General features: G+C 34.5%; 12 protein-coding genes and 4 tRNA genes. All 16 read left to right on the top strand.

What is annotated here, in order from left to right; genetic code table 11:
* Window positions 1–74 precede the first annotated feature (74 nt).
* The 16 genes from A4F88_RS12060 to A4F88_RS25425 all read left to right on the top strand — a co-directional run bounded on the left by A4F88_RS12060 (window position 75) and on the right by A4F88_RS25425 (window position 20,327).
* Complete coding sequence (locus A4F88_RS12060; protein WP_245179097.1) at window positions 75–1,040, top strand: multicopper oxidase domain-containing protein; 966 nt, start codon at window positions 75–77, stop codon at window positions 1,038–1,040.
* 18 nt (window positions 1,041–1,058) lie between these two features.
* Entirely contained in the window at window positions 1,059–1,487 is a 429-nt protein-coding gene (locus tag A4F88_RS12055) for a hypothetical protein (protein WP_068842861.1), read from the top strand.
* A 40-nt stretch (window positions 1,488–1,527) separates the two neighbouring features.
* Window positions 1,528–3,003, top strand: a complete 1,476-nt coding sequence (locus A4F88_RS12050; RefSeq protein ID WP_068842860.1) for a tyrosinase family protein — start codon at window positions 1,528–1,530, stop codon at window positions 3,001–3,003.
* Between the two features lie 222 nt (window positions 3,004–3,225).
* Window positions 3,226–3,660, top strand: a complete 435-nt coding sequence (locus A4F88_RS12045) for a hypothetical protein (RefSeq protein ID WP_068842859.1) — start codon at window positions 3,226–3,228, stop codon at window positions 3,658–3,660.
* A gap of 155 nt (window positions 3,661–3,815) precedes the next feature.
* Window positions 3,816–8,885, top strand: a complete 5,070-nt coding sequence (locus A4F88_RS12040; RefSeq protein ID WP_068842858.1) for a DUF4132 domain-containing protein — start codon at window positions 3,816–3,818, stop codon at window positions 8,883–8,885.
* A 100-nt stretch (window positions 8,886–8,985) separates the two neighbouring features.
* Complete coding sequence (locus tag A4F88_RS12035; protein ID WP_068842857.1) at window positions 8,986–12,090, top strand: DUF6493 family protein; 3,105 nt, start codon at window positions 8,986–8,988, stop codon at window positions 12,088–12,090.
* Window positions 12,091–12,095: 5 nt separating this feature from the next.
* Complete coding sequence (locus A4F88_RS12030) at window positions 12,096–13,424, top strand: SWIM zinc finger family protein (RefSeq protein ID WP_068842856.1); 1,329 nt, start codon at window positions 12,096–12,098, stop codon at window positions 13,422–13,424.
* 38 nt (window positions 13,425–13,462) lie between these two features.
* The gene (locus tag A4F88_RS12025; RefSeq protein ID WP_068842855.1) at window positions 13,463–14,902 is read left to right on the top strand and encodes a hypothetical protein; all 1,440 of its coding nucleotides are present in this window, start codon (window positions 13,463–13,465) and stop codon (window positions 14,900–14,902) included.
* Between the two features lie 882 nt (window positions 14,903–15,784).
* A tRNA-Arg gene (locus A4F88_RS12020) sits at window positions 15,785–15,858 on the top strand.
* 20 nt (window positions 15,859–15,878) lie between these two features.
* Window positions 15,879–15,951 (top strand) — tRNA-Asp (locus A4F88_RS25435).
* Between the two features lie 209 nt (window positions 15,952–16,160).
* Window positions 16,161–16,233, top strand: a tRNA-Pro gene (locus A4F88_RS12015).
* A 190-nt stretch (window positions 16,234–16,423) separates the two neighbouring features.
* Window positions 16,424–16,496: transfer RNA gene (locus A4F88_RS25430), tRNA-Pro, on the top strand.
* Window positions 16,497–16,696: 200 nt separating this feature from the next.
* The gene (locus A4F88_RS12005) at window positions 16,697–17,266 is read left to right on the top strand and encodes a hypothetical protein (RefSeq protein WP_068842853.1); all 570 of its coding nucleotides are present in this window, start codon (window positions 16,697–16,699) and stop codon (window positions 17,264–17,266) included.
* Window positions 17,267–17,461: 195 nt separating this feature from the next.
* Window positions 17,462–18,247 carry an ATP-grasp domain-containing protein gene (locus tag A4F88_RS12000; protein ID WP_068842852.1) on the top strand — a complete coding sequence of 262 codons (786 nt, stop codon included), beginning with the start codon at window positions 17,462–17,464 and terminating at the stop codon, window positions 18,245–18,247.
* Between the two features lie 765 nt (window positions 18,248–19,012).
* Complete coding sequence (locus tag A4F88_RS11995; RefSeq protein WP_068842851.1) at window positions 19,013–20,110, top strand: slipin family protein; 1,098 nt, start codon at window positions 19,013–19,015, stop codon at window positions 20,108–20,110.
* Between the two features lie 58 nt (window positions 20,111–20,168).
* Window positions 20,169–20,327 carry a hypothetical protein gene (locus A4F88_RS25425; protein ID WP_156062662.1) on the top strand — a complete coding sequence of 53 codons (159 nt, stop codon included), beginning with the start codon at window positions 20,169–20,171 and terminating at the stop codon, window positions 20,325–20,327.
* Window positions 20,328–20,373: the final 46 nt, after the last annotated feature.

Raw genomic sequence — 20,373 nt, 5'->3', positions numbered from 1 at the left:
TTTTTACTACAAAAACACGTATTTCTACGCTGTTCTAAAATTTTCAATAGGTATACATTTGAATTATCAAACTGATGTTGAATAATTTAAGTGTAGCAATGAAAGCGTTTTATAAAATCCTGTTTGTAGTTTCTTTCTTATTCGTTACCTCTTTTTTGTTTTCTCAAAATGAACGTTTAATCATTGGCAGAACAACAGGAAAACTAGCGCTTTCGAATAAAACAACGATCAGGACTTTTGGTTTTGCCAGTTCACTTTCGGGACAAATTACTTTGCCGGGATATGCCATTGAGGCTCAGGAAGGAGATGAGGTGAATATCGATTTCTGGAATATTTCGCAAGGCAATCCGGTGTCTTTATACTGCAAAGAAATAGAATTTGTACAGCGCAGTAAAGACAACGAAATCATGAAAGTCAAAGAACCTGTTCATCATATGGAACATGGGTTTTATTCGTTTCAGGCAAAAAAAGCAGGAACCTATTTGTATTATAGCCCTGAAAATTATCCTTTCAATCTTCAGGCAGGAATGTTTGGTGTGATCATAATTCGTTCAGAAGAAAAAGATGCTGCAGTTGTAAAACCTTCAAAAGAAATACTTTGGTGCAGTAACGAAATAGATCCCAAATGGCATACAGATGCCATCATGGGCACAGAATACGATGTATCTAATAAAGCTGTTGTTCTTCCGGAGTATAAACCCAATTATTTCCTGATCAATGGCGAAACAGCCTTAAAAAACAAAGGTTTGCAATCTTTAGAACATAAAAATGAAGCCGTATTGCTTCGTTTGGTAAATGCAGGATTATATCGGCATGAAATACAGTTTCCGTTGAGTACAAAAATCGGATTTATTTCAGGAAATCAAACTCATATAACAACATCATCAACAGGATACAACATACAGCTCGATTTGGGAGAATGTCTCGAATTGCATGTTTTTTTGGGCGACACTCCCCAAAAAGGAAAGATCAGTTATCAGTTTATAGATCCTGTTTCAAACAAAGTATTCCATCAGGCCGATATTCCGGTTTTTTATTAAAATGTAAACAAAAGCCCCATGAAAAAACAATTCTTTTACCTCATTACACTGCTTTATTTTTCCTTCGCTTCTGCGCAAAGTAAACCCACTTTTTCGGTAGTTGGTAACGGCATAAATAAAGAAAGTCTGCTAAAAAACAAGCGACTGGATATTTCTAAAATAAAAGTAGCAAATATATCCAATAAACCCATTTATCTGGTTTGGGAAACCGTTTCGAATACTTTTCCCAAAGAATGGGATTGTTCGATGTGCCAGCATGGTGCGTGCCAGATCGGGATTCCAAAAGGTTCTGCTTTTAGCAAACTCAATGCAGATCAGCAGGGATTTATAGCTATTCATGTCATTCCCGAAAACAAAACAGGAAACGGCGTTGTCAAGTTTAAAATCTACGACAAGGCGAATCCGGAATATGCAAAAATTTTAACCTTCGAAGTAGAAGTCCTCTAATATCAATAAACAACCTATTATTAACCCAAAAACAAACAAAATGAAAAAAATTACAATTTTATCTTTTATTATTTTAATTACACTTTCAGGCTATGGTTATGGTCAGAATGAAGGTAATGTAAAATTTGTTCGGCATAATGTGAACACAGTCGAAGGGCAGGCAGACCTGCAGGCAATGAATATTGCTTTTAAAAAAATGAGAGCTATGGGATGCGAAAATGGCCTGGGCTGGTATTATCAGGGAGCCATTCATAATATTCCGGATACAATTAATGGCAAAAACCAACTTTGTGCCCAATACCAATTCAGTAAGGATAAATTATGGGCATGGGGCGATTGTACACATAAAAAAAACTCAGAAGCTGCAAACTTAAACTTTCTTTTATGGCACAGAATGTACATTTGGTATCTGGAGAAAATTGTTCGCGAATTGTCCGGTAAAAAAGATTTTGCTTTGCCTTATTGGAATTACGGAAGCACATCAACAATCGATAATATTATGGCGAAAGAAATCAGAGACAAATCCGGTTCTTTGTATACAGCTGCAAGATACACTGTATTAAACAACGGAAAACCTATTCCGGCAAACGATCTTACCCAAATTCAGCTTTCCTTGAACGAACTAAAAACCAACCCGTCTTTTACAGGATTGGCAGGGTTTAGTAAAAACCTGGAAAATGCCCCTCATGGTTTCATGCACGATCTTATAGGTGGAGAATATGCTGATCCGAGTGAAACTTATTATAATGAAATTTATCAGGAAAAAATGTCTGGTTTAATGGCAAATGTACCTTCGGCAGGATTTGATCCCGTTTTCTGGCTGCACCATAGTATGATTGACCGTATTTGGGAATCCTGGGATGTTTCTATTTATGGGCAGCGTCCTACTTTAGAGCAATTAAAAGCCAATCCGTGGCCTTATGAATTTATAGCTCCAGACGGAAAGCGCGTTACTTATACGATGGAAGAAGTATATAAAATCGTTTTTGATTTAGATTATAAATATGATAATTTACTTTACGGATCTAAAACACCTGTTTTGGCAGGCAATGAATCAGTAAAAAAGAAAGTATCATTTCAGGACTCCAAAGAAAAAGTTATCTGGGAACAAAAAATTGGAAAAACAATTGAAAATACCGGATTTATACACAAAGTAACCAGCAATTTTGCGAAAAGCACCAATAAAGTTTTTAAAAGCGAAGCCAATTCGAGAATAATACTGAATTTAGAAGTAGTAGTTTACAAAGAACCAAAAGACTTTTATACGGTTTACCTTCGTTATCCCGGCAAAAAAGATCAATACGTGGGAACCATGACCTTTTTTGGTGTGGCACATGATCACGGAATGGGAGGGAATCATACAATGGCAGAAACCGGAGTAAAACTGAATTATGCATATTACATTTCAGATAATTTGGTAAATACAGATAATAACTTCGAAATTATCATCAAAAAAACAGGAGGCGGAGATGCTAAAGTTACCGTAGAAAAAATTAGTATATCTCAGGCTAACTAAATTTGTATGCTTCTTTTCTTCAAAAATAATGCGGGTTAGAACCGCCTGATAAAACTTAAGCCCTGCGAATTGATATTCGCAGGGTATTTTTTTTAAATCTGGAATGATCTTTATCTAAGAGTATGTTAAATAATTTTTTTTAACACTTAAAATATGTCATTTTTGTGTCGGGATATTTTATAATTTATTATTTTACACGTTCAAATAAAAGCCGGTAAAAAAATGAATATAAGCATATCAGTCAAACAATTAGGAAGAAAATATCCTATACTTCAGGAAAAAATAATCAGTTTAGACAATACCACTTCAGTTGTTACTGTTCGTACTTTCTTAGAATTAATCGTAAAACATCAGGTTGAGTTGTTTCATTCCGCTTCATTTGAGTGGGAAGATCAGGACACAATTCATCTTCCAAAAGAAAATTACCTTCCTATTTTAACCGACACAGGAAAAGTGGGTTTTGGCGCGATCTACAATCAAAACCGGGTAGATCTCGCTGTAGCACAGGAAAATGCTATTGTAGCTTTTGAAGACGGATTGTATGCCGTTTTCTATGGCGACGACCAACTCGAAACCCTAACCCAGGAAATCGATTTATCCAAAAACAAATCCATCACTTTTATCAGGCTTACGTTTCTGGCGGGAAGCTATTGGTAATTGTTGTTTGCAAGATGTAAAACGTGAAACGTGAAATGTGGGAATTAAAATTTTAGTTATGAGATGTTAAATGTAAAAAGTTAGATTTAGGCTTTTACAAAAAACATTTCACAATTTACATTTCACATTTCACATTTCACAAAAAAATAAAAATTATGACAATAGAAGATTTACTAAAAAGTAAAGTAATCGAGAATCCAATAAAGAGATTCAAAAAAGAACTGGAAGAAATTGTAAACAGCAATCTGGTTACGAAATTACTATCGAAAACAAAACTTAAAAAAGAAGTAGCCGAGTTTGGTTTAGAACTTTTAAAACTAAAAGACAATTATTACGGTACTTATGTTTCTTTGGGTTCGAAAGAAGTTAAGGAGTTCGAAAAATGGGTAAAAGATGATATGTGGGAAGATAAAAATTACCACGATCTTCTGGTTTACTTTTTTGGAGAACAAAATGCCGTTTATGTAAAAGAATCCTGGAACCGTCTCCCGCTGAAAATGTATCAGGATGGCTATACCAGACGTTCGTTCAGGGCACCAAACAATAAAAAATATTTACTCGTAAATCAGGTCAACTTTTTAAGATCGGTGCTTCATGCCCCGCAAATTTACAGTTATCAGGATGCAAATACGGCTTATTACGATTTGAGTATCGAAGATCAGATACGTTTTGATACCGAAGTTTCAAATTCTAAAAACCAGTTTATGATCTGGTCTGCCGCTCTTGATTTAAACAAAGAAAATCTGTTTCAGCTGTTTGAAGATATTATTTTCAATAAAGATCCAAGAGGAAAAGTTTCCCGTAATATTATCAAAGCGCTTTTAAACAGCGAGAAAAAAGAAAGCTGGGAACTGGTCGAAAAATTACTTTTGGCAGCACAACGTCAGGAAGGACTTCGCCAGACAGTTTTAGAGGCTTTGGATGAAACCAGTATTGGCGCTTTGCAATACATGATCAAAGTAATCATAGATAATAAACTAACCCGTTTTTCATCTGTGGTTCGCGGAATCGATACCTGGACCGGTTTGGGCTGGGATTCTGAAAAAGAAACCACCGTTCGAAATATCATCAATCTGACGTCGGGTTATTTTTCTAATCCCGAAACTATTCCTGCCGGAATTCGCAGTAAAAATAATAACGAAGCCTATATGGCACTTTGGGTTCAGGGCGTTTTTGATGTCGAAAAAACCGTTCCGTATCTGCATGAATTAATAGAAAAAGGTTCTGTCGAAAAGAAATGTCTGGCATTGAAATTTGCAGGAGAAACCAACGATCCGTATATCGAAATGCCGCTTTATTTTAAAGCTTTAGACGATGAAAACCTGCAGGTTTTGGCATTTGCCGTTCCAAGAATGAACATGCTTCTGGATTCTAATGCCAAATCTGAATTTTATATCGAAAATACAGATTATCCTAACTTCTTTGATAAAGTCTACAACCTCGCTCAAACCTTAACAGTAAAAGAGAAAACATTTGAAGGTAAAGTATTTTCATGGTTAAATGTAAAGTTCGAAAAAGATACATTGTATTCTGCAGCGATTAATTTAGTTGGTAAAAACAATGAAAGGCTGGCACTTATATTAAATCAGTTCGAAAGCTTTTCTATCAATTTAAGAGAAAAACTAACCCGTCAGATTCTGGGTGATTATTACTGTTATTCATTTTACAGTTTTAAAAGCAATAGCGGAAAAGATAAAAAAGCACCAACAGATTTTCAAAGAAGTTTTGCTTTAAGAATCTTAAAAGACAGAGGAGAATCTCTTGTGGCTTCGGCAATTTCTACTTTAAATAATTTAAATCTAACTGAAGATGAATTGACCATTTTTCAGGAATTGTACAAACGTAAAAATTCGAATTTAAAGAAAAACCTAACGGCAATTTTACTGAAACAGGAAGACCAAAAAATAACCACTTTTGTAGACACAATTCTGGAAAAAGGAGATCTGGAACAGCGTATGTCGGCTTTGGATATTATGCTGCAGCTTCAGAAAAACAGTAAATTAGCTGATAAAGTAAACGATTGGGTAAAAGTCTATTCGGCAAGACCAAAAATTACCGAAAAAGAAACCAAATTTATAGAGCAGTTAGAACCGTCGCAAAAGAAAAACATTCTAAGTGCCGAAAACGGTTACGGATTCTTTACGCCAAATGAAATTTCGGCTTATGCACTCCCAAAACCAGATTCTGATTCCTTGCATGCTAAATCGGTTAAAGCGCAGCAATATGGTTTCTCAAAACCGATGTCTCACATTAAAACCGAAATTTCGAAACTGTATAAATTGTATGAAGACAATCGAAATTACGAATACGAAATCGAAAATTACGACAACAGTAAATCGACTGTATTACTTGGAAATACTTTTAGAACATTAAAAAACCTGAAAGACGAAAAAGATCCTGAAGTAACGGCTACCAATTATCCGTTATACGAGGTTTGGTCAGGCTGGTTTAAAGATTCAGGACTGGCTGAAAGAGATTTGTTTTTAATGACACTGATTAGCAATTGCGATCGAAAAATCTGGCGTGATTTCCTTGAAAAACATGTTTTTTATTATAAAGAATTATTGCCTCACCAAAACAAAAGAGGTTACGACTGGGATAATGCAATCCTGAATATTTTGAATGCTTTACAGCTAAAATATGTCTTTACAGAAAAAACAGATTTCCTGATTGATGCCTGCAGTACTTTGTATGCTGATCTTCCAAAATCTGTTTTAGAATTTGAATACAAACCATCAAAAGATGAATATTATTATAACTCAGATAACGGAAATGGCTGGCAAAACCAGGGCTTTTTTGATATTTATCTAAATAAAATCAGGGAAGACTTAACTGTTGAACAGGATATTAAAATATGGAATCTTTACAGATGGAGACAGTTAAACGGACTGGAAAGAAACATTTCGTATAACCGACCACCAATTTATTCTTATTGCATTGCTTTTGAACAGCAATTAATTACCGAAGGCGAATTGTACGAAGGTATTCTGGAACCGGAAAGAATTTCGGTTTTAACGGGAGAAAGCAAGCATTACAGACATTTTAAAAGTGATGAATTGACCAAAAGATTTCCGTTTTTAGTTCCGATGATTGATAAAATCCGCGAAACATTTTTGGATGTCGAAGTCAAAAGAGGTGATTCGAATACCTCAGTTACACCTTTGGTTCAGAGTTTCCAGAAAGTTTTCGGGATTAACCGTTTAATAGAAATGCTTACGGCGCTTGGAAAAGCAAGTTTATACAAAGGATATATTTATTCCTGGAGTTATACCGAACTAACCAAACAAAAACTGTTTAGTTATTTGCTAAAAAGATGTTATCCGTTAGCTTCAGATACACAGGAAATGTTTAATGAAGCCGTTAAAAAAGCCAAAATCTCAGAAGAAAGATTGGTTCAGGCAGCAATTTATGCACCACAATGGCAGAAATTTGTGAGCAGTTATTTAAACTGGAAAGGATTAGACGAAGGAATCTGGTGGTTTCATGCACATACTAAAACGGCCACTTACAGCGCTGTAAATTCGGAACTGGAAAGTGAAATGGCAAAATTCTCTTCTATCGATTTACAGGATTTTAAAGATGGGGCAGTAGACAAAGACTGGTTCGTATCAGCCTACAAACAATTAGGAAAAGCCAAATGGGAATTGCTATATGAAGCAGCCAAATACGTAACAGACGGAAACGGACATCGTCGCGCCCGCTTATATGCAGACACCATTACAGGCGATTTGAAAATCAGGGAAGTGACAGCCAAGGTAAAAGACAAACGCGATCAGGATTATTTGCGTGTTTACGGTTTGGTGCCTTTAAGCAAAACGAGTCCCGAAAAGGATATTCTGGCACGTTACGAATATTTACAGCAGTTTAAAAAAGAAAGTAAAGAGTTTGGTTCGATGAAACAGGCGAGCGAAGCTTTGGCGATTCGTGTGGCTTTAGAAAACTTAGCAAGAAATGCAGGTTATCCGGATCCGGTTCGTTTGACCTGGGCAATGGAAACCAAACAAATCCAGAATATTTTATCAAAAGAAACCGAGGTTAAATTGGATGATGTAACGATAAGTCTGGTAATTAATAAAGAAGGAAAAGCAGATCTTGTAACCTTTAAAGGAGATAAGGAGATCAAAGCAATTCCGCCAAAATACAAAAAAGACAAAGGAATTCTGGAACTTACAAATTATCGTAAAACCATGCGTGAGCAATGGACACGTTCGAGAAAAGGACTTGAAGAAAGTATGATTCGCGGCGATGAGTTTTTATTTGCCGAAATGCAGAATCTTTTCGAACATCCAATTATTTCTAAACATTTAGAGAAACTGGTTTTTATCTCCAACGAAGATCAAATTGGTTTTTATGTAGATGGAAATCTCGTAACCGCTTTAGGCGAAGTGATTGCATTAAATGAAAAACAAACTTTTAGAATAGCACATTGTTATGATTTGCATAAAAACAACGTTTGGACAGATTATCAAAAGTATTGTTTCGACAATAAATTGCAACAGCCTTTTAAACAAGTATTCAGAGAATTATATGTTCCAACACCGGATGAATTAAAAGAAAAATCAATTTCAAGACGTTACGCCGGACATCAGGTTCAGCCAAATCAGACTTTAGCATTATTAAAAGGAAGAGGCTGGAAAGTAGATTACGAAGAAGGATTGCAGAAAGTTTTCCATAAAGAAGGCTATCAGGTAAAAATGTACGCCTTAGCAGACTGGTTCTCTCCGGCAGATGTCGAAAGTCCGACTTTAGAAACGATTGAATTCCATTCATTAAAAGATTATAAAAACATTGCTTTTGAAGATATTAATCCAAGGATTTTTTCAGAAGTAATGCGTGATATTGATCTCGTGGTAAGCGTTGCCCATGTAGGCGGAGTTGACCCTGAAGCGAGTCATTCTTCTATCGAAATGAGAGCTGTTCTGTTAAGAGAAACACTGCGTTTATTCAAAATTAACAATGTAGAAATTACCGGAAACCACGCTATCATAAAAGGACAGATGGCAGAATACAGCGTTCATTTAGGAAGTGCGATTGTACATCAGCTTCCGGGTAAATATTTATCTGTACTGCCAATTCATTCGCAGCATAGAGGACGTTTATTTCTGCCGTTTGCAGATGATGATCCAAAATCGGCTGAGGTGATGTCTAAAGTTTTACTGTTTGCCAAAGACAATGAAATACAGGATCCAACCATTTTAAGTCAGATTGATAAAACCTATGCTTAAAATAAAATGTTGAGAAAAGGCTGTTCAGGATCAGAACAGCCTTTTTAAAACCTGATTTTTTAAAAACAAACATAACCCTAAAACCTTTCTTTACGATATAATGAAAAAAAGTCTTAAATATATTGATGGCAATTCAGATAAATTCTGGGAAATAAATGTGACAGGATTTGAATATACTGTGACTTATGGTAAAAACGGAACCACAGGAACTTCTCAAACCAAAAGTTTTGCTACAGATGAAGAATGCTTAAGAGTTGCTGAAAAATTATTAAATGAAAAAATAAAAAAAGGATATTCTGAAAGCGGAGAAGTTACTATAATTTCTAAACCTAAAACAGCCAAAGGCATAAGTTCTGCAGCTGTTCTGCAAGAATACGATGAAATCATAAAATCTAAGGATATTGCACATTTATTGCCTTTTTTAAAAGAAAATTCAAAAGGCAATATCGAAGCATTAAAGAAACATATTAAAAAAAATAACAGATTTTGGAATCAATACATAGATTTATCCAAAGAACCTGAATATCTCAAAAAAAATAAAACCAATAATAATTGGGGGTCTTCATGGGGAACCAGAGGAGATCAGAAACAAAAGGAAATCATCACCCTGAGTGCTATAGCATTATTTGACAAAACCGAAATTAATTCATGGGATGAAGCGCTACATCTTCTTAACGAAGCAAATGAAAAAGCGTATGTTACAGATACTCTATTATGGGCGAAACCCAATTGGCTCGAAACTTTTATTCTCGAAAAAGTAAAAAGACAGGATTGGCAAAGTTTTAATTATTATATCCTGCATCAGTTTGAAGAATTGGGTTTAATACAGTTTAATCCTGAATTGTATGCTTTATGTCTTGCCGATGTAAATGAATGGCGAACCAAAATGAAAGCCAGAAAATTTATCGATAAAGTCGTAAATGATAAAACAGCTTACCAGAGAGATATTCCTGAGTTGTTTAACTACGAAACCGTACTTCATAATAATTTTTTCAGAGATGATCATGCTCAAAAACATGATGAATTCCAGACCTGGAGTGTTATTTACAAAACCTTACTTGATGAGAAAAAAATGGAACGCAGTTTCTTTATTGAAAATGCCATCCAGATTCAAACCAAAGAATGGAACAATAACCTGAAATCATTTTTTAGAAAAAGAATAGAAGAATTTAAAGCTTCAGAAGACGAACTGATCGTATATCAGGAAAATATATTCTCGTTTTTGCATAATGCCTATCCGCCCATTACAAGCTACGGAATTGAATTGGTGAAGAAAATTTACAATCACCCTAAATTTAAAACCAAATCATTTCTGGAATGGCTTGAACCTTTAATGATGCGTGGCGACTGTAAAGCGGCTATAAAAAGTGTGTTGCCGGTTTTAGAAAAAATAAGCAAAGCAAACCCGAAATTAAACAACGCCATAGCTTCAATTCTGGCTGATGTTTATGTAATTTCTGATTTGACCTTACAGGAAAAAGTATCTAAAATTATCCTGAAAATCGCATCTCCAAAAGACAAAGTATTAAAGGAAAAACTGAGTTCGTATGTTACTTTAATGCAGGGCAATATAAAATCAGGATTGAGTTCATTTTTAGATGAAGAAACCCTGACTATGGATCAGGATACCTTAGAAGAATATCATTTTGCACCTCAAAAAGAAGTATTACTTATCGAGGAAGTTGAGCTGCCAAAGGACTGGAATGATATCGTATTTCAGTTTGGAAATTTCATTGGTTCTAATGAGGTTCTGGATACAGAAATTCTAATGAATACCTACATCCAGCAAAGAGATTTGTTTCCGGCAGACTATAAAGCACAATTACAGCCTTATGAAAAACAGCTGCAAAAACACTATTTTGAAGCCGTTCATAAAAATTTCATGAAGTCATTTCTACAGCAGAAAATAGAAAATGTAGATGGCAAATTTGACAGCCGATACAAACATTATTCAAAAATAAATACCCTTATTTTAATCAAACCTTTACTGGAAAAAGTACAGGAAAAAATGGATTCAAATTCGGCCTTACCGCTGCTTTCTTTCCCAAGCCATAAGCCGTATTGGGTAGCACCAAAAGTTTTGCTGGAAAGAGTTATCGAATACCAAAAAAACAAAGAAGAAATTGATTCGGTCGATTTAGCAATTGCGATGGCACGTATGCCAAGGGAAAATGTCGAAGAAGCAATTCCGTTATTAAATCAGATCGAAGGAGAACTCCAACCACTTTTATCATTTTGTCTTGGTGTTGATGAAAAACTGAGTTTAGATTCAAATTCTTTATTTTCAAAAGCACTGGCGGTTTTAGGAAAAACTACGAAAGAAACCGGGAACTTATCTCTTTGGGCTACGGCAGCACGTACATTTTATCCAAACGGTACTTTTACAGAATTTGAAAATACCTATTTAAAAGAAGTCCCATATGTGGTTGCACCATTTGTAGCAGAAATAAAATTTAAGGAAAAATGGAATGAATGGACAAATTATCAAACCAAAGAAAAAGAACGAACACCATCCTGGTACGAGTTAAAATTTGATTTACCGAATTATACCAAAATTCCAAATTACTTATTATACAGTCAGGATATTTATAATCGTGGAAACGGCTGGGATTATTTATTAAACTACGCAGGGAATACGTATTACTGGCATAGTTTAACACCGCAGAATTCAGATGCTTTGGCCTTGACCTTACTACAGAATTGTGCAACGGGAGACGGTTCTAAACCGGAATTAAAAGGATTCCTGGATGTAATGAACCGATCTGAATTTAGATTTTCAGAAACTACGTTACTTTTATTCGCGGCCTGTTTCTTTCAGGAAAAGAAAGATTTACGATTACTGGCAGGAGAAGTTTTAATTAATTTAATCGAAAAACAAGCTGTTGATGTAGCAATATTTGCTCAAAAAGCAGCAAGTCTGGCATCTGAAAAATATGGAGTTTTCTTAAGGTTTTCAGACGGATTAGCAGCCCTGAAAGATATTTCTCCGCTTCATAACAGTGCTTTGGTAAAATTGTTTAAAGTATTTTTTGAAAACCTTGAGGTAAAAGACAAACTGCCAACGAATTTCAAAAAAATGGTGGAAAATTATGTAGACATTCTGATGAAAACAAATCAGAAACCTTCGGCAAAAGCAATTGGGTTTTTCGAGCAATGGAAAGATAATTTAGCGCTTAAATCATTAGTTAAGCAGATTTTAAAATAAAGAACATGACCGATTTAGAATATAATTATAAAGGAATTTCGACCTACAGTAAAACAAAAGGAATCAACAACCTGGTTTTAGCACACCAGACTGAAATTGAAGAAATCAATAATATTCCGTGTTTTTTCTGGGGAAGCTTGACAGATCCTTATGTTACCGCCAAATGCTGGAGTACAATTGCCAAAGTGGTTCGTTCCCGTTTTGGGCCAATTCCGCCAAGTCTTCGCGATCCTATTGTTTCGGCAGGATCTGAAAGACTTCGTTTCGAAGGTTTTTCTTCCTGTAATGGCGTATATGTAAGACTCGATATGAAACCAGACGCAGTAGACGGAGAATTTATTGCAAGCGGGACAACCAATGTCGATTTTAATGATCCGATGCTCAATGCACTTAATGCCATTCAGAAAAATGAAAAAGTAACACTGGCTGTTGGTCAGCAGGATGTTCAGGTAATTACAAGTAAAGCAAAAGTAGTCGAGAAAAAAGTAACACTGCCCATGCGCTGGATAAAAGGATTAACAAGCGTTCAGCTTTATCTGGCCGATATGGATTTAAAATTTGAACTCAATAAAATCCAGACAATTCAGTTATTTCAAAGTCTGCCAAAAGGAAACGTAAAAGGCGAATTTTTCATTACCAAAAGAGCCGGAAAATTTATGTTTTCGACTTTGGCAACTGCAGACAGCGTTAGAATTGGAGGTGTACAAAGATTACGATTGTTAGAAGGTATTCTGGCAATTGTAGATAAAATTTTCATTTACGAATCGTCAGATAAACAAACCTGTTCTATTGTATGCGAGTTTGGCAAAATGCAATTACTAATGGCATTTTCTCCTGACTCATATCGTGGCTTTTCCGGTGAAGGAAATGTACTGGAAACCATGACCGAAAATTTACCAATAGAATGGGTATACGGCTTAAACAGTCTTTTAAAATCAAATGAAATGTTTGACCCAACGATGCTTTCTATCGAAAATGATATTGATTTTGGAACTATGGATAATCTCACATCTAATTTATCTTCAATGGGATTATTAGGATATGATTTAAGCGAAAAGGCTCATTTTTATCGTCGTCTTCCTTTTAAGACAGAAAGAATACTATCTTTAAACCCAAGACTTAAAAACGCTAAAAAACTAATCGATAACGAAGAAATAGAAATAGTAGAACGAAAAGCCAATTATATTGAGGCTAAAGTAAAAGGTTCCGGAGTGGTACATAAAGTGATTATAGATGATACTTCGCAAAGATGCACTTGTGACTGGTTTACTGCTTATCAGGGAAAAAGAGGAATTTGCAAACATATTTTGGCAGTGAAAATGACGATTTCTTAAATATTTAATATTTTTCAATTTATTTATAAAACAATTCTATGTATAATCCTTTATGTAATTTAAAAAAAGCTTTTTATAGTGTTATTTTTTTTCTCCTATTTCCAATATGTTTATTGCAGGCGCAAACCACTTTAGAAAAACTGCCGAATATAGAAACGCTGTCTCCAAAAGCTCTTAAACAAATACAAGAACAAAAAGCGAACGGAATGCGCATTGTTGGTGCACCTTCTGCTATTTTTATTAGTAATTACAGAAATAAAAATACAGAACAGTACTATAAATTTAAAGAGCTGATGAAAGAGATTTATTTGTTCTCTAGTTTTGAAGGTGCTATTCCCGATTCGTTCGATATCACAAATACGTCAACTACTGCTATAAGTTTTGAAAATGAAGATGGAGAATTTGTAATAGACAGTGTTTATTTGCCGAAATATGGTCTTATTCTTAGCAATGGTTATAATGCTCCTGTTATCATTAGAGGTTTGAAAGATTCGTATCTGCCTGAATTTAAAACCTACTTTGAGGTTGCAAATTCAGAAGCTTTTCAGAAAATGTTAAAGACATTTAAGGAAAAAGAAGACAGAAAAAACAATAAACAATTTAAAAAAGATTTCAAAAGTAAAGTAAATGATATTAATGAAACTGAAGGGAAACATATTGCTTTTCCTGCAGATGCAGTAGATATGGCTAATAATAATATTTTCAAAGCCTTGTTTGTAGAAGATAATATTATTCCAGATTATAAAACTTTGAAGAATACCAAAAAGGTTTATATCGAATATACAACAGGCAGTTGGAAGGGTAGAAATTATACTTTTGAATATGACAAACAGCATCGTATTGTGGCTTATCAGAGAAAATTGTATGACAATACTAATATTGATACATATAAAGTAAAATATTTTGAGGATGGATTGATAAAAAAAATGGATCACTTTAATGAACGTACTGATATTAATTCAAAATCGTATGAAACAATATTGGTTAAAACTCCTGATTCGTTCACACTTCGAGTATTGTTACTACCTAGTAAAGGAGAAGGTGCAACTGTAAGTACTGAATTTGATGATTTATATATGTACAATTTTTATTATGATAATTTATATCAACTTAAAGAAATGAATTGGCAAAAGGGAAAGGTAATTCTTAATCGTACTCAATATGATTATCAAAATAAAAACCTTACAAAAAGTGTGTGGATGGTTTTAGATGGTAATAATCCACCGAAAGTGGTTAGAACTGATAATTTCAGCTATAATAAAAAAAATGAAATGGTTGGCAGGAATTATAATCATGAGCAAAAAGATAGTCAAAACTCAAAGGGAAGTTATATTGTATCGCCTCAAGGAGAAAGAGAAGAAGGGAGAAAAGTTATAACTCATACGTATTCTTATGATAAGCTAGGAAGAAAAGTACTTGAAAAAGACACGAATGAAAATTTTCCTTACGAAATTAAGTTCACTTATGAGGATTTTTGATTATGTTGAAAAAATAACAATTTCAGAATAAATTGTTAAATTAAGACAAAAAAAGACTACATTTGTTCCCGTAATTAAAAATATAAAAATACACATGACACTATCATCAAGCAGAATTTTTGAACAATTAGCGGGAGATTATCCAGCTGAAAGCTCAGGATGCTATATGTGTTTTTATGAAATTAAAATGTAAAATTTAGAGTCAAACTCATCATAAAACCAAAAAGCGTTCTCATTTCAGGACGCTTTTTTTTGTTTTTAAACAATTTGAATTCATCGGATAGTACAAAAAGGAGATTAAAAAAATGATTAAAAAGAAAATTTAACTAAAAATAACTAAAAAAATAATTGACCAAATGTTTAATGATTAATCAAAATAGGGAAATATAATCTTGGAAAGTAATCTAATGAGTAACAGTCATTTGGATAAAAAGATAAATCTGCACTAGTTTGCGGACAGGAATTTCTTTGCTTTATATTAGGTTGTAACTAATTGATATTCAGAAAAATAATCTTAAAAAATATTTGGAAATATGATTTTTTCAACATTATCTTTGCCGAACAAAATTGAAACACAGCGTTTCAAATAATGATAAGAATTTTAAAATATAATACAGCATATAAAATGGCTTTACAAAATAAAATATCATACGGATTACCACTAAACGCAAGATTCGATCTTGGACGTTTCGCAATGCAGGTGCATCACTATAGGCAATAGGATAGTTATATCACGTTGAATTTTGTAAGGCACCTTTGATCAGGTGCTTTTTTTATGCCTATTGTTTTTTGCACGAAGGCACAAAGTCGCAAAGGTTTAATAAGCTTTAAAAATAGAAAACTTTGAGTCTTAGCGCCTTTGTGGCAAAAAGAAAAATAACTGATTTTGTAGCTCAGTTGGATAGAGCGTCTGCCTTCTAAGCAGATGGTCGAAGGTTCGAATCCTTCCAAAATCACTTGTTCTCTAGAAAGAACTGGCTCATTGGGGTTACTGGCTAACCTTCCCGACTGTCTCTCGGGAGAAACGGGTTCGACTCCCGTATGAGCCGCGATTTTTGCCACAAAGGCGCTAAGCCACAAAGTTTTTTGTTTCCCGCAGATAGAGCAGATTTTGCAAATTCTTTAAAGTGAAAACTTTGCGATTTTGCGAGAGATTAAGAAAGTATTGTAAAAAGAGCTGGCGAGCAATTTTCTCGCAAAGTCGCCAAGATGTTAAGGAAAAAAACTTTGTGTCTTAGTGTCTTCGCGGCAGAAAAAACTGGGAAGATAACGATTGGCTGTTTACCTGCTTTGGATGCAGGAGGTTGCAGGTTCGAGTCCTGCTTCCCAGACAAATATTGAAAATGCCACGAAGACACAAAGTCGTAAAGGTTTAAAAAGAAGATATAAAAAGAAAACTTAGCGACTCTGCGACTTTGCGTGAAACTTTAAAGATGCAGTAGCTAGTAATATTCTCGCAAAGTCGCCAAGATGTTAAGGAAAAAAACTTTGTGTCTTAGTGTCTTCGCGGCAGAAAAAAAACTGGGAAGATAACGATTGGTTGTTTACCTGCTTTGGATGCAGGAGGTTGCAGGTTCGAGTCTTGCTTTCCAGACAAAATATTGAAAATGCCACGAAGACACAAAGTCGTAAAGGTTTAAAAAGAAGATATAAAAAGAAAACTTTGCGACTCTGCGACTTTGCGAGAGATTTTAAAGATGCAGTAGCTAGCAATATTCTCGCAAAGCCGCCAAGACGCAAAGAAAAAAAACTTTGAGCCTTAGTGCCTTAGTGGCAAACTAAAAAAAAATAAACATGAAAAAGATAAGCACATTATTCGCTAAAGATCCAAACGATTTAGCGAGAGTAGTAAATAAAATTAATGCAGAAAATAAATGGGTAATAAACGGAGAAGCAATCGCAACCAGAAAATTTGATGGTACGGCGGCAGCTATTATCAACGGAGAATTATTCAAAAGATTCGATGCCAAAAAGGGACGTACAATTCCGGCAAATGCAATCCCATGTCAGGAAGCTGATGTAATTACAGGACATCACCCTCACTGGTTAAAATGTGATCGTTCAAAACCTGAAGACAAACATTTCTTCGAAGCATTCGATCGCTTAGAGGATAAAACTGATGGGACATACGAATTATGCGGACCAAAAGTACAAGGAAACCCTGAAAATTTTGAGAAACATACTTTAGTAAAACACGGTAGTGAAGTACTTGATTTTGTAAGTCTTGATTTTGATGATTTAGAAAGAATCTTATCAGAAAATGATATTGAAGGAATTGTTTTCCATCATATTTCAGACGAAAGAATGTGCAAATTAAGAAAATCTGATTTTGGAATTAAACGATTAAAAATGGAAGTAGTTTAAAGGACTTTGCCACAAAGGCTCTAAGACACTAAGGAAATAAAATTTTGCGAATCTGCGCCTTTGCGAGAGATTGACAAAGTAACAAAAAAAGTTGGTGAGTAATTTTCACGCAAAATCGCCAAGACGCTAAGAAAAATAAACTTTATGCCTTAGAGCCTTCGTGGCAGAAAAAAATAACATTTAAAATTAAAAACGATGAAACAAAAATACAACCGAATAGCCCTTGTTGGAATTGAACAAGAAGAATATGACATTATAAAAGTGCAGTATTCAGGACATATTATCTGGCATCAGTCTATACCGAAAATTGTAGTTAAAGATGAGGTTTTGTATATGGAAAAATCAAATGGAATTGGAATGTTACCTGTGGATAAAGTGGTGTATTACGGAATTTATGACAATGATTTCGATTTTATTACAGGTCTTGCGATCTGGAATGGAGATTGTTATCCAAAGGCTTCAGCAATGCTCGACTGCCGTTTTAAAATTCCTTGTCTGGTAAAAGCTTTATCTCTTTCAAGGTTTAGTGCTCCACGCGGATTTATAAGTGCAGGCGCTTCTGTAAATACAGCTCAGGATACCATTGCAAAATGGGGAAACTGGCATTGCGGAGAGAACAAACATCGTTTTACTGGAGAATGGGAAAGCGAATTTACCGCAACCATAGAACCTTATTTCGAAGGTGAAGCTGTTCGTATCATGATGATAGGTGATACCTATTGGCAGATAAAACTAGAAGGTGATGATTGGTTAAAATCGATCCATCCTGATAATGCCAATTTTATGCCCGTTGATCAGGATTTGTTAGAGGATACGCTTTATATCAAGAATGTTTTGCAAATGGATATGATTGGAAACGATTATATCGTTGCAAATGATGGTACTAAATATTTATTAGAAGTAAATCATATACCCAACATAACCCGATTCGAAGAAGTTAGGCAAATTTATTTGTCAACTGTTATAGAATGGATTAACTAATTTTTCTAGACTGCGCAAAATAATTGCGCAGTGTGATTTGAATATTTGAATAAGAAATAAAAAAAGTTCTTTTATAAATTGAAATACATCAAAGTTTAGGCTTTGAGTAAAAATATCAAACAAGTCCGGTTGAGTGTTTCTGTATAGCACCATTGTAGGGGACTTTTCGCAGAGGCGAATCATGTTTCTCTATACAACTTGATTTGGAGGTTTTGATGGTTTTCCAAAAAACTATCTCACACAAGGGATCTAAGGGTTGTGGGTTCGAATCCCACTCGTAGTAATACGATAGTTCAATCAGGATAGAACATTAGAGTGTTTATGTAGGTTCGAATCCTACACCGACTATAACTCGGTTAGACAAATTGGTAAGTCAACAGACTGAAAATCTGTAAGCAGTAGAGCGCATCACTCTTAAAAAGATGTACCATTAAAAAAAACTGATTTGTCTTTGTCAGTGAAACTAGGAATTTTAGATTCTAAAATTTCACACTCACGATAAAGCCAGTGCGAAAAGTAATGTTTTTTGAAATACCTGATTTCTTTTCGATTTGATTGTTCAAATGATTTTGAAATCATTTAAATAAAATACAATCGCAAACAATTTTAGGTAAACCATTGACAACTTTTCACCCGTTTTTCCCGGAGGACGAAGACAAGGAGGTTTTTTAAATTTAGAATAAAGAGAATAGAATAAAGAAAATAGAGGTTTTATAGATTTCAAAACATGAAACTTTAAATCTGAAACCTTAAAACAAAATAAAAATGATAAAGAAAATTAAAATCGAAGCATACCAGGTGGGTTTGCTTTTCGAAAATAGAAAATTAATAAAAGTATTAGAAGCAGGCTTACACTGGATTTTTGGAAACAAAAATGTGTTGATCTACGATATGAATGCCGTTTTTCAGGCTCCATTTGAATTGAATATTTTATTGGAAAATGAAGTTTTGGTTTCAATGCTTGAAATTGTTGAGGTTGCCGATAACGAAATTGTATTGCAGTTCGTGAACGGAAACTTTAAAGAAGTTTTAACTCCGGGAAGATATGCTTTTTGGAAAGGAATTGTGAAAAATGAATTCACAAAAGCTGATTTGTCAAAGATCGAAATCACAGAAAACATTAAGGTTACCTTATTGGAAAATGTGAAAATGAGATACTTCATAAGAAAGTTTATTGTAGCGAGCAACGACAAAGCGTTGTTGTTTGTGAACGGAGCTTTTGTAAAAGAGTTGAAATCCGGAACGCATTACTTCTGGAACAACGCCATTACAATCGAAGTAAAAACAATCGATATGAGACAACAGCAAGTAGAGATTTCAGGTCAGGAATTGTTGACTAAAGATAAAGCAGGATTGAGAATCAATTTCTTTGTGAGATACCAGGTTGTTGATATCATGAAAGCTTTAATAGAAAACAAGGACTTTGAAAAGCAGTTGTATGTAGCAATGCAATTGGCTTTGAGAGCTTTTATCGGAGGTTTGACCTTGGATGAATTGTTAAACAAAAAAGATGCTATTGCTGAAGAAATTTTAGCAGAAGTGGGTTCAAAAATCGAAAACTTAGGTTTGAAAATTTCAGACGCCGGAATTAGAGATGTAATTCTTCCGGGAGATATGAAAGAAATCATGAATCAGGTTTTGGTTGCCGAAAAAAAAGCACAGGCGAACAGCATCATGAGAAGAGAAGAAACTGCTGCAACAAGAAGTTTACTTAACACAGCTAAGCTGATGGAAGAAAATGAAATGTTGTGGAAGTTAAAAGAGATGGAGTACGTTGAAAAAATCGCAGATAAAATTGGTGAAATCACCATTTCTGGTAGTGGAAACGTAATTGGTCAATTAAAAGAAATCTTCGTAAAGTAAAATAGAAACCATTAACAGTAAATGTTGATCGTTTTAGTTTAATAATAAAAATTTAAGGATGAATCAAGAAATAGTATTTGCGTCTGACCGTCATTTTGGTCATACAGCTCTAGTTGAGTTTGGTGAGTTCCCATTTGCCTCGTGTAAAGGAACGCATTTAGAGCTCAATAAAAAATGGAATGAAAAGGTAAGATTAAAGGAAATTTATATCGTTTAGGAGATTTTTCTCCGGCAAAGTATTGGTGTTTTAAGCTTTGTAGATA

It is taken from the genome of Flavobacterium chilense, assembly GCF_001602525.1.
GTDB lineage: Bacteria > Bacteroidota > Bacteroidia > Flavobacteriales > Flavobacteriaceae > Flavobacterium > Flavobacterium chilense.
The sequence above is the reverse complement of the archived record's forward strand: the minus strand, read 5'-3'. Positions and strand labels throughout refer to the sequence as shown.

Bases quoted from the DNA above. Each gene is read 5' to 3' on its own strand.
- A4F88_RS12060 (WP_245179097.1), top strand. From the start codon at position 75: ATGTTGAATAATTTAAGTGTAGCAATGAAAGCGTTTTATAAAATCCTG.
- A4F88_RS12055 (WP_068842861.1), top strand. From the start codon at position 1,059: ATGAAAAAACAATTCTTTTACCTCATTACACTGCTTTATTTTTCCTTC.
- A4F88_RS12050 (WP_068842860.1), top strand. From the start codon at position 1,528: ATGAAAAAAATTACAATTTTATCTTTTATTATTTTAATTACACTTTCA.
- A4F88_RS12045 (WP_068842859.1), top strand. From the start codon at position 3,226: ATGAATATAAGCATATCAGTCAAACAATTAGGAAGAAAATATCCTATA.
- A4F88_RS12040 (WP_068842858.1), top strand. From the start codon at position 3,816: ATGACAATAGAAGATTTACTAAAAAGTAAAGTAATCGAGAATCCAATA.
- A4F88_RS12035 (WP_068842857.1), top strand. From the start codon at position 8,986: ATGAAAAAAAGTCTTAAATATATTGATGGCAATTCAGATAAATTCTGG.
- A4F88_RS12030 (WP_068842856.1), top strand. From the start codon at position 12,096: ATGACCGATTTAGAATATAATTATAAAGGAATTTCGACCTACAGTAAA.
- A4F88_RS12025 (WP_068842855.1), top strand. From the start codon at position 13,463: ATGTATAATCCTTTATGTAATTTAAAAAAAGCTTTTTATAGTGTTATT.
- A4F88_RS12005 (WP_068842853.1), top strand. From the start codon at position 16,697: ATGAAAAAGATAAGCACATTATTCGCTAAAGATCCAAACGATTTAGCG.
- A4F88_RS12000 (WP_068842852.1), top strand. From the start codon at position 17,462: ATGAAACAAAAATACAACCGAATAGCCCTTGTTGGAATTGAACAAGAA.
- A4F88_RS11995 (WP_068842851.1), top strand. From the start codon at position 19,013: ATGATAAAGAAAATTAAAATCGAAGCATACCAGGTGGGTTTGCTTTTC.
- A4F88_RS25425 (WP_156062662.1), top strand. From the start codon at position 20,169: ATGAATCAAGAAATAGTATTTGCGTCTGACCGTCATTTTGGTCATACA.